The sequence below is a fragment of the Corallococcus sp. NCSPR001 genome (assembly GCF_017309135.1).
Lineage (GTDB): Bacteria > Myxococcota > Myxococcia > Myxococcales > Myxococcaceae > Corallococcus.
In genome coordinates, this window is record NZ_JAFIMS010000002.1 from 4265535 (window position 1) to 4278947 (window position 13413).

8 protein-coding genes are annotated in these 13413 nt (G+C 71.6%); 6 read left to right on the plus strand and 2 right to left on the minus strand.

What is annotated here, in order from left to right; genetic code table 11:
- Window positions 1-112 precede the first annotated feature (112 nt).
- The 3 genes from JYJ93_RS19365 to JYJ93_RS19375 are packed head-to-tail and all read left to right on the plus strand — an operon-like array spanning window position 113 to window position 6886.
- Window positions 113-2701: a TonB-dependent receptor gene (locus JYJ93_RS19365; RefSeq protein WP_206793397.1), complete on the plus strand. Its 2589-nt coding sequence runs from the start codon at window positions 113-115 to the stop codon at window positions 2699-2701.
- A gap of 26 nt (window positions 2702-2727) precedes the next feature.
- Window positions 2728-3552, plus strand: coding sequence for a hypothetical protein (locus tag JYJ93_RS19370; RefSeq protein WP_269012461.1), 825 nt, complete (start codon window positions 2728-2730; stop codon window positions 3550-3552).
- Window positions 3553-3556: 4 nt separating this feature from the next.
- A complete protein-coding gene (locus JYJ93_RS19375) occupies window positions 3557-6886 on the plus strand; it encodes a serine/threonine-protein kinase (protein ID WP_206793402.1) in 3330 nt (1109 codons plus the stop codon).
- Window positions 6887-6960: 74 nt separating this feature from the next.
- On the opposite strand, the gene JYJ93_RS19380 is transcribed toward JYJ93_RS19375, so the two are convergent.
- A complete protein-coding gene (locus JYJ93_RS19380; protein WP_206793404.1) occupies window positions 6961-7353 on the minus strand; it encodes a hypothetical protein in 393 nt (130 codons plus the stop codon).
- Between the two features lie 87 nt (window positions 7354-7440).
- Entirely contained in the window at window positions 7441-7746 is a 306-nt protein-coding gene (locus tag JYJ93_RS19385) for a hypothetical protein (protein WP_206793406.1), read from the minus strand.
- 242 nt (window positions 7747-7988) lie between these two features.
- Here JYJ93_RS19385 and JYJ93_RS19390 point away from each other — a divergent pair, with 242 nt between their 5' ends.
- The 3 genes from JYJ93_RS19390 to JYJ93_RS19400 all read left to right on the plus strand — a co-directional run bounded on the left by JYJ93_RS19390 (window position 7989) and on the right by JYJ93_RS19400 (window position 13375).
- Window positions 7989-8519: a molybdenum cofactor carrier protein gene (locus tag JYJ93_RS19390; RefSeq protein WP_206793408.1), complete on the plus strand. Its 531-nt coding sequence runs from the start codon at window positions 7989-7991 to the stop codon at window positions 8517-8519.
- A 134-nt stretch (window positions 8520-8653) separates the two neighbouring features.
- Entirely contained in the window at window positions 8654-9055 is a 402-nt protein-coding gene (locus JYJ93_RS19395) for a hypothetical protein (protein ID WP_206793410.1), read from the plus strand.
- Window positions 9056-9073: 18 nt separating this feature from the next.
- A complete protein-coding gene (locus tag JYJ93_RS19400; RefSeq protein ID WP_206793412.1) occupies window positions 9074-13375 on the plus strand; it encodes an adenylate/guanylate cyclase domain-containing protein in 4302 nt (1433 codons plus the stop codon).
- Window positions 13376-13413 lie beyond the last annotated feature (38 nt).

The following is a 13413-nucleotide window of genomic DNA, read 5'->3' on the forward strand; positions in this document are numbered from 1 at the left end:
ACCGTTCAGGGGTGGAAACTCGTCCCTGAGAACGATTGCCAGTCACACCGGCTCTGGATCCTGGCGCAACGACCGCGGACATCCCTGCTTCCCCCTCGTGGAATTGAGAACGATGGACTCGACTGAGTACGGTGGATCGCGCACCAACGCGGTGAAGGGGTTTGCCGGTCGGCTGGGCGCGCGCGCGTGCCTCACCCTGGTGGTCTGCGCACTGTCCCTTTTCGCGGTGGAAACGGCCCAGGCCCAGGAGGCCCAGGACCCTGCCCCCAAGACGCGCACCAAGGCCACCCGCAAGCGCGCGGCGAACCCGCCGGGCGCCAAGGCGGCCACGAAGCCTCCGCGCACGGCGAAGACCCGCCGGGGCGCGAAGGCGCCGCCGCCGCCTCCGGTGGACCTGGAGCCCGTTCCCGGGGACGAGCCCGCTCCGCAGGAGCCGGCGCTCGCCACCGAGCCGCCTCCCGCGCCTCCCGCCCCCGTGGCCGGCCCGGGACCGTCCGTCGCGGATCCGCTGCCCGTGGCCGCGCCTGCCTCGCAGTCCCCGTCGCCGTATGACGGGCCGCTGACGTCGGACATCCCGTCCAACCCGCCGCCCGCGCCCGCGCTGGGGGCCGGCGCGATGCTGCCGGCGTCGCAGCCGCGCACGGCGGACAACGTCCCGGACCGCGCGCCCTTCACGGAGCCCACCTCCGACCGCGCGCTGCCGCCGCCCTCCAGCCTCTCCGGCCTGGACGGCCCGGACCTGGGCGGTGGCGACGACCTGGAGAAGAACATCAACCTGGCGCTGAGCGAGGCCGTCGTCACCACGGCGTCCAAGCGCAGCCAGCGCATCTCCGACGTGCCCCTCACGGTGTCCTGGATTCCCGCGGAGGAGCTGGAGGGCACCGGCCAGTTCTCGCTCTGCGAGGCCATCCAGTACTTCCCCGGCATGGAGTGCCGCCGGGGTTCCATGCGCAAGGCGGCGGTGAGCGCGCGCGGCCTGGGCTCCAACTACCTGTCCAACCGCCTGCTGCTCCTCAAGGACGGCCGTCCGCTGACGGACCCCTGGACGGGCCAGTTCTACGCGGATGAGACGACGCCGATGACGAACCTCAAGCAGGTGGAGGTCATCCGCGGCCCGGGCTCCTCGCTCTACGGCTCCAACGCCTTCAGCGGCGTCATCAACATCATCGAGCGCCAGCCCGCGGACCTCATCGCCAAGGGCCAGAACGTGGGCGCCGACGCGCGCATCCTCGCGGGCCAGGACAAGACCTGGCGCCTGCAGACCAACGTCGCCGGCCGCGGCGGCCCGGTGGAGGCGCTGCTCGGCTACTACGGCTTCGGCTCGGACGGCCCGCAGCTCTTCAACAACCAGCAGCTGGGCCAGACGGACACCAACGAGGACTCGCTGGTCCACCAGGTGAACGGCAAGGTCCGCGTGGGGCCGCTCGCGCTGGACGCGGACTTCACGGACGGCAACATCGGCCGGCCCGGCGGTCAGAACATCTCCACCGTGGGCAACTGCGGCCGCTGCCACTACACCGCGCAGGACAACGAGCACGTCCAGAACCTCAACGCCGCCCTGCAGCTGGATCAGCAGGTGACGGACAACGTGCGCGTGTTCGCCCAGGCCTACACGTTCTTCAAGCGCCGCAACGTGACGCTGGAGAACGAAATCACCGGCGCGCTGGAGGACACGCTGGGCAAGCGCAGCCGCATCGGCGGTGAGGCGCGCGCGCTGTTCTCCCTGGACAAGCTCTCCGTCACCGTCGGCGGTGACGTGAAGGCCGACCAGGTGAACAACCAGAACGTCCTGCCCGGCCTGACCCTGGACGACACGAAGCAGACCATCCTGGGCGGCTTCGTGGACGCCGAGTACCGCATCACGGAGCGGCTGGTGGTGGGCGCGGGCGCCCGCTACGACAACTACCAGATCCCCTCCAAGGTCTGGGAGGCGAAGACGGACCAGGTGTCCCCGCGCGCCAGCGTCGTGTTCCACGCCATCCCGGAGCTGCTCACGCTGCGCACCAACTACGGCCGCGCCTTCCGCGCGCCCACGCTGGCGGAGCTCGCCATCAACCAGCAGATGTACGCCGCGACGCTCCTGGGCAACCCGGCCCTGCGCGCGGAGACGCTGGACACGGTGGAGGCGGCGGTGGACTTCTGGCCGCTGGACCGCAGGGTGCGCCTGACGGGCACGGGCTTCTACAACCGCGCCCGCAACTTCATCAATCAGGAGCTGCTCTTCGGCTCCACGTCCCAGTTCAAGAACCTGGGCGACGCGCGCGTGGCGGGCTTCGAGGCGGAAGCCGCGGCGCAGGTGCCGTCCATCAACTCGTCCTTCGACGTGGCCTACCAGTTCCTGGACGCCCAGGCGCTGCCGGTGGGCGGCGGGGCCGGCTACCCGCTGGACTACGCGCCCAGCCACCGCGTCTACCTGCGCGGCCGCACCAACATCGGCAAGTTCGCCTTCGTGGAGCTCTACGGCCTGTTCGTGGGCGCCCGGTATGATCCGGGCTTCGTGGTGGACGAGAACGCCGGCACCACCACCCGCGTGAAGCTGCCCAGCTACATCACCGCGACCGCGCGCGTGGGCTTCAACGTCCACGAGCGCGTGGCGGTGTCGCTGTTGGGGACCAACCTCTTCAACGCGAAGTACGAGGAGTCCCACGGCTTCCCCGCACCGCCGCTGGGCGTCTTCACCGAAGTTCGACTCCATTACTAGAGCGCTGTTTGGATACCGTCGCCGCCGTGAAGGATGCTCCCCTGAAGTTGACGCCGGACACGACGCTCACGCCGGAGGCGCTGGAGAAGGCCTCCGGGGTGCTGGCCCGGGACGGCCTGTTGTTGGGGCGCGGTGACGACACGGCGCCGCGGCTGGTGCTGTTCGACGGGCGGTTCACCCCCGCTCACGCCGCGCTCCTGGAGCGCCGTCCCCCGGCGCTGCTGCTGGCCACCCGCGAGGGCGGCCAGCCGTCCGCCTGGGAGGCGCGGCTCTTGAGCGCGCTCTTGCGCGGCGAGCCCATGATCCCCCAGGAGGCCGCCACGTCCGTGGCGTGGCTGGGCAGCGTGGCGGAGGTAACGGCCCTGGGTGAGCGCGCGGCCGAGGCCGTCCTCCAGGCCGGCGGCTCCAAGGGCGCGGCCAGCCGGGTGGCGGATGTCGTCCATGAGATTGGGGTGAATGCCCTGCTCGACGCGCCAGTGGACGGCGGCGGCGAGCCGAAGTACGCCCACCGGCGCGGCCAGGTGCAGTCGGTGGCGGAGGAGGATCGCTGCCTCTTGTCCTGGGCGGTGGCGGATGGCCGGGCGTGGCTGGAGGCGACGGACCGCTTCGGCCGCCTGTCGGTGTCACCGCTGGTGCGGGTGGTGAAGGCGTGGGGTGAGAAGGCGCAGGTGGATGCTTCGGGTGGTGGCGCGGGCCTGGGTCTGCGGCGCATCCTGGAGCACAGCGACGTGGTGGCGGTTCGGGTGACTCCTGGCAAGCGCACGCAGTTCGCCTGCGGGGTGGACCTGGGTGACGCTCGCCGCCGGGCCGCGCAGCCCAAGTCGCTGCTGTTCAGTCTGGAACGAGGGTAGGCGGGTGGAGAGCCAAACTTCCAATGCCAGCATCACCTCCCTGCGCGTGGGCAGTCTGACCCACGTGCGCGTGGCCGGGGTGATCGACGAAACCTTCCCGCTCTCGCCAACCTCCAAGGGCCTCCAGGGCCTGGTGGTGGTGGACCTGGGCCTGGTGGAGCGCATCAGCTCCTTCGGCGTGCGCCGGTGGATCGAGTTCGCCGGCCACCCGCCGCAGGGCGTGTCGGGGCTGTACGTCGTCAACGCGCCGCCGGTGGTGGTGGATCAGCTCAACATGGTGGAGGGCTTCGCGGGCGTCGCGCGCGTGCTCTCGCTGCTGGCGCCCTACACGTGCCGCTTCTGCAAGGAGGACCGGCTGCGGCTGGTGCGCCTGGTGGAGGAGGCGAAGGTGCTGGAGCAGGGCGGGGCCCCGCCGCACCAGTGCCCGGTGTGCGCCCAGCCGCTGGAGTTCGCGGACGAGCCCACGGAGTTCTTCGACTTCGCGCGCCGCCAGCAGTTCTCCGCGGTGGATCCGGCGGTGCTGCGCTACCTGCGCTCCGGCATCCCGTCGGAGCCGTCCGAGCTCTCGTCGCACCTGAAGATCGTCCAGGACGACATCACCTTCATCACCCTGGCCAGCACGCTCAAGGGCGACCTCAACGTGCGCCGGCTGGCGTCCGGCCTGGAGGGGCGCGTCGCGTTCGACTGCTGCCACGTGAGCGTGGTGGAGCCGGAGGCGCTGCCGCGCATCGAACAGGTGCTGGAGGTGGCGGCGCAGGGCGCCCAGGTGGTGCTCTGCCGCGTGCCGCCGCCGCTGCTCGCCGTGCTGGCGAAGTCCACCAAGGCGCTGCCCGCGAAGCTGGCCACGCTGTGGCTGCCGTGCGACTGCCGCAACTGCGGCCAGGTCACCCATCAGCGCATCCAGACCTCCGAGTACCTGGAGGTCCTGCGCGCCAAGGGCACCATGGAGCGCGTGTGCCCCGTGTGCGGCGGCAGCGCCCGGGCTCCGGCGCTCGCGCAGTTCCAGGGGCTGCTCGCGCGCTCGCCGCTCACCGACAAGCCGCTGGACGACATCGAGGCGCTGGAGCAGCGCGCCCTCAGCCAGTACCTCTTCGGCTCCACCAACCAGGACCCCGGCGCCAAGGGCACGTCCGCCACGGACACGCACAACAGCGGCGCGCGGCTGCAGATCATCCGCCGGCTGGGGCAAGGCGGCATGGCGGAGGTGTTCCTCGCCAAGCAGCAGGGCGTGAAGGGCTTCGAGAAGTTCGTCGTGATGAAGAAGATTCTCGCGCAGTTCGCTGAGAATCCCGAGTTCGTCGACATGCTCTTCGCGGAGGCCCGCGCCAACGCGCGCCTCACGCACCCCAACGTCGTGCAGACCTTCGACGTGGGCGTGACGGACGGCGTGGCGTACATCCTGATGGAGTACGTGCGCGGCCCGGACCTGAAGCGCCTGCTCACGGAGCTGCGCCGCAAGGGCATGGCGCTGCCCCTGGAGCACGCGCTGCGCATCGTGGCGGAGGTGGCCGCGGGCCTGCACTACGCGCACAGCTACGTGGACCCTTCCGGCACGGCGCACCCGGTGGTGCACCGCGACGTCAGCCCCCACAACGTGCTGGTGTCGCTGGACGGCGCCATCAAGCTGTCGGACTTCGGCATCGCCAAGGTGCAGGGCGAGGAGCACACGCAGGCGGGCGTCATCAAGGGGAAGATTTCCTACCTCTCCCCGGAGGCCGCCAGCGGCCGCCCGCTGGACTGGCGCAACGACGTGTTCGCGCTGGGCGTGGTGCTCTTCGAACTGCTCACCGGCCAGCTGCCGTTCCGCCGGGACCATGACGCGGCCACGCTCGCGGCCATCGTGCGCGAGCCCGCGCCGGTGCCTTCGCAGCTGCGGCCCCACATCCCGCAGGACGTGTCGGACCTCATCCTCCGCGCGCTGGTGAAGGACCCGGCGCGGCGCACGCCCTCCGCGGCTGCGATGCGCGAGGAGATCGAAGCCGTCATCGCGCACCACCGGCTGTCCTCGTCGCCCGCGTCCGTGGCGCAGTTCTTCAAGGAGGCGCTGGGCGACCGGCTCTCCGAGTACGCGCCGTCGTCCATCGCCGGCTCGGGCACGGGCTCCAACCCCCGGGCGCTGATGCCGGGCACGGGCTCGCACTCGCGCAACGTGGGCACGGGCTCCGGCAGCGACATGCGGGCCCCGTCGGACCTGTCCCGGCCGCCCGTGCGCGGCGGCTCCGGCAGCATGCCCCGGATGGAGCCGCCCCCGGTGGCTTCCCCGCCGGAGCCCGCCGAGCGCGGGACCGAGGTCGTCTCCGTCAACGCTCCGCCCGTGGCCACCGCGCCTCCGGTGGCACCGCCCGTGGCCGCCGCGCCCCGTCCGTCGCGCCCGGCCGTGGCTCCGCCCACGTCGCCGCTGCCGCCGCCCACCGCGGTGCGCCCCGCCGCGTCCGCCAACGTGCCCACGCGCGTGGGGCCCCCGCCCCAGGCGCCCGCGCGTCCGTCGGTGTCGGTGCCCTCCGTGGCCCCCCTGACCGCGGCTGCGCAGCCGCCCCCTGTGTCCGCCGCGCCGCCCCCTCCGCCGCATGGGGGCACCCACGCGCAATACGGGGCCGTCCACGCGCCCCCGCAGCCGCCGCCGCTGGGCACCCCCGCGTCGCCGTCGACGGGCACCCACGCCGCCTATGGGGGGAAGCCCCCCTCGCCCGTGGCCGCGCCTCCGGCTCCGCCTGTCGCGGCTCCGGTGGCCCCGCCCGCGCGGCCTCCGGCGGCTCCCGTGGCCGCGCCTCCGGCTCCCGTCCACGCGGTCGCCCCCGCGGCCTCCGCGCCCCCCGCCGAAGCGACGGGGAAGGGGCTGAAGTCCGGCCCGCGCAAGGGGCTCATCGTGGGCGGCGTGGCCCTGGTGCTCGCGGGGCTCGCGCTGGTGTTCCTCTTGCCCAAGGGCGGCGTGGAGGTGCGTAACGCCCAGGAGGGCGAGCGCGTCTACGTGTCCGGCGTTCGGCTGGAGGCGAGCCAGGACCTGCCCGAGGGCACCTCTGGCTGGCTCATCTCCACGGCCGTGGACGGCAAGCTGCACCGCTTCGGCAAGGTGCCGAAGTCGGAGCACATCGACCTGCGCACGCTCGCGGACGCGCCGCCCCAGGCGGAAGCCCGGGGCACGCTCAGCGTCACCGGTGCCCAGGGCTGCCGCGTGGCGCTGGGCTCTCAGGTGCTGGAGGGCCAGACGCCCCTGTCCAGCCAGATGCCCGCGGGGCGCGAGTTCGAGGTGCGCGTCACCTGCGGCGGCAAGCCGGACGTCGTCCGCTGGGTGATGGCCGTCCCGGGCCAGGGCGTCGCGCTGGACGTGCCCTGAGCCGGACGCGATGACAGGGGCCGGAGGACACCGCTGACAAAGCGTCCCTCCGGTCCGTGACGCCGCCCCGGGCCCTACAGCTTCTTCAGCAGGAAGGCCCGGTACTGGCCGTAGCCCGGCAGGTCCTCGCCGAGCGAGCCGTCCAGCTTCGCGCGCAGGGTGAGCGTTCCGCCCGCCAGCTCCAGCGTGAAGCCCGGCGCGTCCTTGTGGACGATGTGAAACGTCTGGATGCCTTCCCGGACGGCCTGCCTCCCGATGTCGTCGCGACAGACGGACTTCATGTCGTCGATGAGCCGGTCGAAGACGCCGTTGGAGAGCATCTGGATGGCGGCGCCGGTGGTGAAGCTCGCCTCGTCCAGCGTCACCCGGATGTCCGCGCCCGCCGCGGCCTCCCTCAGCTCCGCCACCTTCGCGTCGAGGGCGTCCTTCTTGAACGCGGCCAGCTCCGACCGTTCAGCGAGACCCATGGTGTCCGTGCTCCGTGCTGTGTCCGGGCGGGAATGCCTGAAAGCAGGCGGAAACCTCGTGGACAGGCCGCCCGTGTGTCAACGCCCTCAGTCGTGGGTGCCCACGTGCAGGTCGCCGTGGCGCGTGCAGACCCAGTGGAAGGCGCAGGAGCACGCCACCGCGCGGGCGTGCGTGCAGCAGCGGCCTCCGAAGTCCTCCGGGAGGACCTCCCGCTCGGGAGGTGGCGGGTCGGGCAGCTCCCGGGGGGCGCCCCGGCCGGAGTCCGCGGGCACGCTGCCGCAGCAGCCGCGCTGGAGGCAGCCCGGGCACAGGGACAACTCGCAGTGCGCGCACCAGTCGAACACCTCTCCGGCGGTGCCACGGCGCTCACAATCTCCACAGGCGTCGAACATGGGCAGCCTCCTTGCTCACCTGCGAGGAAGGTAGAGGAGGGGTCCGACATCACGGGGGGTACGGGAGCGTCTGGCGCTCCGGGAGGAGGGAAGCGACGGCTGGCCGACGCTCGCGCCACGCACCTTCCACGGGTGGACGGGATTCAGGACGCACGCCGGTCCGTGATCCCTTGCGGCGTTGGCCGGGGATTCGCATGGAACAGGGGCTCACGTAGTTCCAGTTTTTCGGGGAGGACGCAGTCATGCGCAGACACCGCCGCATCATCGGAGTGTTCGGCTCCGGGGCGAACTCCCACGAAGAGTGGGTCGTCCCCCTGGCGCGGTGGATCGCCGAGGCCGGCTTCGACCTGCTCACCGGCGCGGGCGGCGGCGTCATGAGCGCGGCGGCGGGCGCCTTCGTCCAGGTGGAGGGGCGGCGGGGGGCGGCCATCGGCATCATCCCCGGCACCGTGGGCGCGGATGGCCGCTACCAGCCCCGGCCCGGCTACCCGAACACGGACATCGAAATCCCCATCTACACGCACCTGCCGCTCAGCGGGGAGCAGGGCACGGACCCCATGAGCCGCAACCACATCAACGTGCTGACGCCGCACGCGCTGGTGGCGCTGCCCGGGGGCGCCGGCACCGCGGCGGAGGCCCTCCTGGCCCTGCGCTATGGCAAGCCGCTCATCCTGCACGGGCCTCCGGAGGTGTTCCGGCGCTTCCCGGCGGAGGCGGAACGCACCACCTCACTGGAGCGGGTGGCCGAGTTCCTCCTGGCCGCCACCCGGTAGGCGGCAGGCGGGCTCAAGCAGGGCCTTGGCGGGGGGGAAGCCGCCCCACGGGGTGGCAAAAGATTCTAGGATGGACGTCGTGGGGAAGGGTGTGCGCCGCGGGTGCATGCCCGTCACCCATCACGTCCGCCACCATGATCAACCCCGACTATCCGCTGGCCAGCTGGTTCCTCGCGGTCTCCACCTCGGTCTTTCTGGTCGTCTACGCACTGCCGTTGCTCTTCATTCCGCTGCGCTGGGCGCGTTGGTTCGGGTGGGAGCTGCCCACGGGCAACAACGACTTGACGGTCTACTTCGCGCGCTGCCTGGGCGGACTGGCGCTGTCCGTCATCATCGCGGTGGTGCAGTTCATCCCGGACCCCAGGAGCCACCTGGTCATCTTCGAGCTCATCGGCCTCATTGGCGGCCTGATGACGGCGGTGCACATCTGGGGCGCGGTGAAGAAGCAGCAGCCCTGGCCGGAGACAGCGGAGATTCCCCTCTACGGCGCCATGTGCCTGGGCGCCCTGTACCTGCGCTACGCCAACCTGTCCTGAGCGGAAAGCCCTTCCCGGATGCCCTCCACGCAGCCCATCGATCCCGCTGTCGCGATGCTGGCCCCGTACATGCCGGCGGCCATCCTCGCGCGGCTGGGGAGCCAGGATGCGGACGCGCTGCCCCGGACGGAAGGGGTGCGCGGCGCCATCCTGCTGCTCGACATCGCGGGCTTCACGCCCATCGTGGTGGGGCTGAGCGGCGCGGGCCCGCGCGGCATCGACGCGCTCCAGCGCCTCTTGACGAACTACTACACGGAGATGATCGACGTGGTCCGCGACCACGGCGGGGACATCTACCAGTTCGCCGGTGACTCCATCCTCGCGTGCTTCGAGGCCGCGCCCGGGGAGGCGGACGCGGACGTCGTGCAGCGGGCGGCGGTGTGCGCGCTGCACGTGCAGCGCAGGCTCGCGCGCTTCGCCCGGCTGGAGCTGTTGGGCCAGCGCTTCGGCGTGTCGTCGCGCATCGGCATCGGCTTCGGTGAGGCCACCCGCATCGTGATGGGCGCCACCGGCCTGTGGATGCACCCGGCGCTCGTGGGCGAGCCGCTGGCGCAGGCGGTGGGCGCGGAGAAGCAGGCCACGGTGTCGGAGGTCGTCCTGAGCTCGCGCGCCTGGGCGGCGCTGCCGGAGTCCGCGCGCAAGGGCGAGCCGCGCGAGGGCGGCAACCACCGGCTGGCGCTGGATGCGCCGGTGGAGTCGGTGAAGCGCCCGCTGCCCGCGCCCACGGGCGGGGCGGAGCTGGTGGGCCGGTGCGCGCTGCTGCTGCACCCGGTGCTCTTCACGAAGATCACCACCGCGCACCAGGAGTTCGCGGGCGACTTCCGCGACGTCACCTGCTTCTTCGTGCGCTTCACCCACGCGCAATCGGACACGGATCCGGACGCGTTCACCCACGACCTCAACGCCTACTACGAATACGTCCAGCGCGAGTCCGCCCACCACGGCGGCGTGCTGCTGATGACGGACTTCACGGACAAGGGCAACGTGCTCTACGTCCTGTTCGGCGCGCCCACCGCCCAGCAGAACAAGGAGGTGCTGGCGTGCCGGCTGGCCTGCAAGCTGCTCAAGGCCCGCGAGCAGTTCCCCTTCCTGGATGAGCTGCAGATCGGCATCGCCACCGGCCACGCCTACTGCGGCGACATGGGCTCGCCCACGCGCAAGGGCTACTCCGCGCTGGGCGAGGTCGTGAACATGGCCGCGCGCCTGATGACGCACGGCGGGCGCCAGGACGGCGTGCACCTGTGCGCCAACACCCAGGCGCGCTCCCAGCAGGGCGGCTTCGCCACCGAGTTCGTGGAGGACGCGAAGCTCAAGGGCGTCTCGCGCTCGGTGCCGGTGTACCGGCTGCTGGGCGAGACGCGCCGCGGCCTCTTCATCAAGGGCCGGGGCGACATCATCGGCCGCAGCCGCGAGCTCAACGTGCTGCACGAGGCGCTCAACGCCTCCTTCGCCGGCCAGGGCCGCGTGAGCGTGGTGTCCGGCGAGGCGGGCATCGGCAAGTCGCGCCTGGGCGCGCGCGTGCTGGAGGACGCGGAGGAGGGCGGCGCCCGGTCGCTGTACGGCGTCTGCTACTCCTACGAGGCCTTCACCCCCTTCTTCCCCTGGAAGGAGGTGCTGCTCCAGGCGTTCGGGCTGCACGACTCGGACGACACCGAGGCGCAGCTTGGGCGCCTGCGGCAGGGGCTGGATGGCCTGGAGGACGTGGGGCCGGAGTGGATCCCCGTGGTCGCGGGCATCCTCGGCATCGCGCTGGAGGAGACGTCCGCCACCTCGGGGATGGACGCGCGGCGCAAGCAGCAGAAGGTGTTCCAGATCGTCTTCCTGCTCCTGGAGAAGCTCAGCCGCGCGCAGCCGCTCCTGCTCTTCTTCGAGGATCTGCACTGGGCGGACTACATCTCGTTGGATCTGCTCCAGTACCTCGCGGTGCGCGTGGGCTCGCACCGCATCATGGTGCTGGCGACCATGCGCCCGGGCGACCAGCTCCGCGGGCTGCGCGACCTGCCGGAGTTCCTCCCGGTGGACCTGTCGAGCCTGGACGACGAGGACACGCGGGCGCTCTTGCGCGTGCACCTGCGCCTGACGCCGCCGGACGTCGCGCTGGAGGACCGGCTGCTCGCGAAGGTGCAGGGCAACCCGTTCTTCATCGAGTCCATCGTGGAGGGGCTGGCGGAGCAGGGCTACCTGGGGCCGGTGGAGCCCGGCTCGCAGCGCATGGAGTTGAAGCGCGGCCTGCAGGACCTGCTGCTGCCGGACTCCATCCAGGACGTGGTGCTGTCGCGCATCGACCTGCTCAGCGAGACGGAGAAGCTGGTGGTGAAGGTGGCGTCCGTCATCGGGCGCATCTTCACGCTGGACGCGGTGGCGGCGCTGGTGCCCACGCTGGGCCACACCGTGCTGCGCGAGGCCATGGACACGCTCCAGCGCCTGGGCCTCATCCTGCTGGAGACGGAGGAGCCGTACACCTGTCTCTTCAAGCACATCGTCATCCGCGACGTGGCCTACAACACGCTGCTGGTGTCGGCGCGTGAGGACCTGCACCGCCGGCTCGCGCGCTACCTGGAGGCCCGCGCCAACGACAACCTCGCGGCCTCCGCGGGTCTGCTCGCGTTCCACTTCCTCGCGGGCAACGTGGAGGACAAGGGCCTGGAGTACACGCTGATGGCGGCCCGCAGCGCGCGGGCGCAGTACGCCAACGACGACGCGCTCTACCACTACAACCGGGGCCTGGAGCTGTTGGGCACCGTCGTGCCGGTGGACCCGGAGGTGACGCTGCTCCAGACGCGCCGGGTGATGCAGGAGCTGGCGGAGACGCTGCTCCAGGCGGGCCACTACACCAACGCCATCCTGATGTTCGAGCAGTGCCTGGTGGACGAGGAGGAGCCCCCCCGCCAGGCGCAGCTGCACCTGGGCCTGGGCCGCGCGCACCAGGAGAAGGGCGAGTCCGCGCTCGCCACGCAGCACCTGGAGAAGTCGCTGGTGCTCCGGGGCCGCAGCCTCCCGGGGAACCTGGCCACGCTGGGCCTGCGCACGCTGGCGAACCTGCTGCTCCGGGGGCTCGCGTCGCTGTTGCCCTTCATCCTGCGCCCGTTGCCGGCGGCGAAGCTGGGCAACTACCTGCAGCAGTTGTCCACGCTCAACTCGCTCATCCGCATCTACTACTTCGCGGACATCACCAAGCTCACCTGGGCGACGCTGGTGTCCACCAACATGGCGGAGCGCTCGCGCAGCGACTACGCCATGAGCCTGGCGCGCGGCTACTACGGCACGCTCCTGTTCGGCGCGGGGCTGCTCGGCCGCGCGCGCTACCACTGCGAGAAGGCGCTGGAGTACGCGCGCCGCTCCAAGGACCCGGTGGCGGAGGGGCTCGCGCTCAGCCGCCTGGGCATCCAGGCCTTCTTCGCCAACGAGCTGGAGCGCGCGAGAGCCTTCCAGGAGGAGGCCGTCTCCACGCTGCGCCAGGTGGGCGAGCGCTGGGAGCGCCAGACGTCCCTGATGATGCAGGCCACGGGCGAGTTCCTCCACTCGCGCTTCCGCCCCGCGGTGGCGCTCTACGAGCAGATGGGGACCATTGGCGTGGAGCTCAACGCGCTGATGCACCAGGGCTGGGCGCACTCGTGGGCGCCCATGTGCCGCTACCTCATGGGCGAAGGCGACGTGGGCGAGCTGTGCGCGGAATTGGAGCAGGGCCTGCGCATCAGTGAAGAGGTGGCGGACCTGGCCAACCAGTGCGCCAGCCTGAACCACCTGGCCAACGTCACGGTGCGCGAGCACCAGGTGGAAGAAGCCGCGCTCGTCGCCGTGCGCTGCTTCAAGAGCATCTGGAGCTACCAGGTGCTGGTGCCCTTCCTCCAGGTGGGGCTGGTGGACGCGGCGGAGGCGGCCCTCTTCGCGCTGGAGGAGGGCGCCACGGTGGTGCCGCGCAAGAAGCTGCTCAAGATTGTCCGCCTGTCCTGCATCAAGGCGCGCGTCATCGCCCGGCTCTATCCGTACCTGAAGGGCCCGGCGCTGCGCGTGACGGCGCGCTCGCTGGCCCTGCGCAAGGGACCGAAGGCCGCAGAGCCGGTGTTCCTGGAGGCCATCTCCGTCCTGGAGAAGAGCCCCAACCGCTGGGAGACGGGCGTGGCCTACTTCGACGCGGCGGTGGCCCTGCCGGATCGGCGCGAGGACTTCCTCGCCAGGGCGCGCGCCATCTTCACGGAGGTGGAGGCCCGCGCGGAGCTGCGCCGCTTGGACCGCTTCCAGGCCACGCTCCAGGCTCCGCCGCCGGAGGTGCTCGTCCCGCCCCAGGCCGCCCGGGCCCATGACGCCCGCGTGATGTGACGCGCATTCCTTGTCCCGTCAGGCGGGGCCCCTAGACT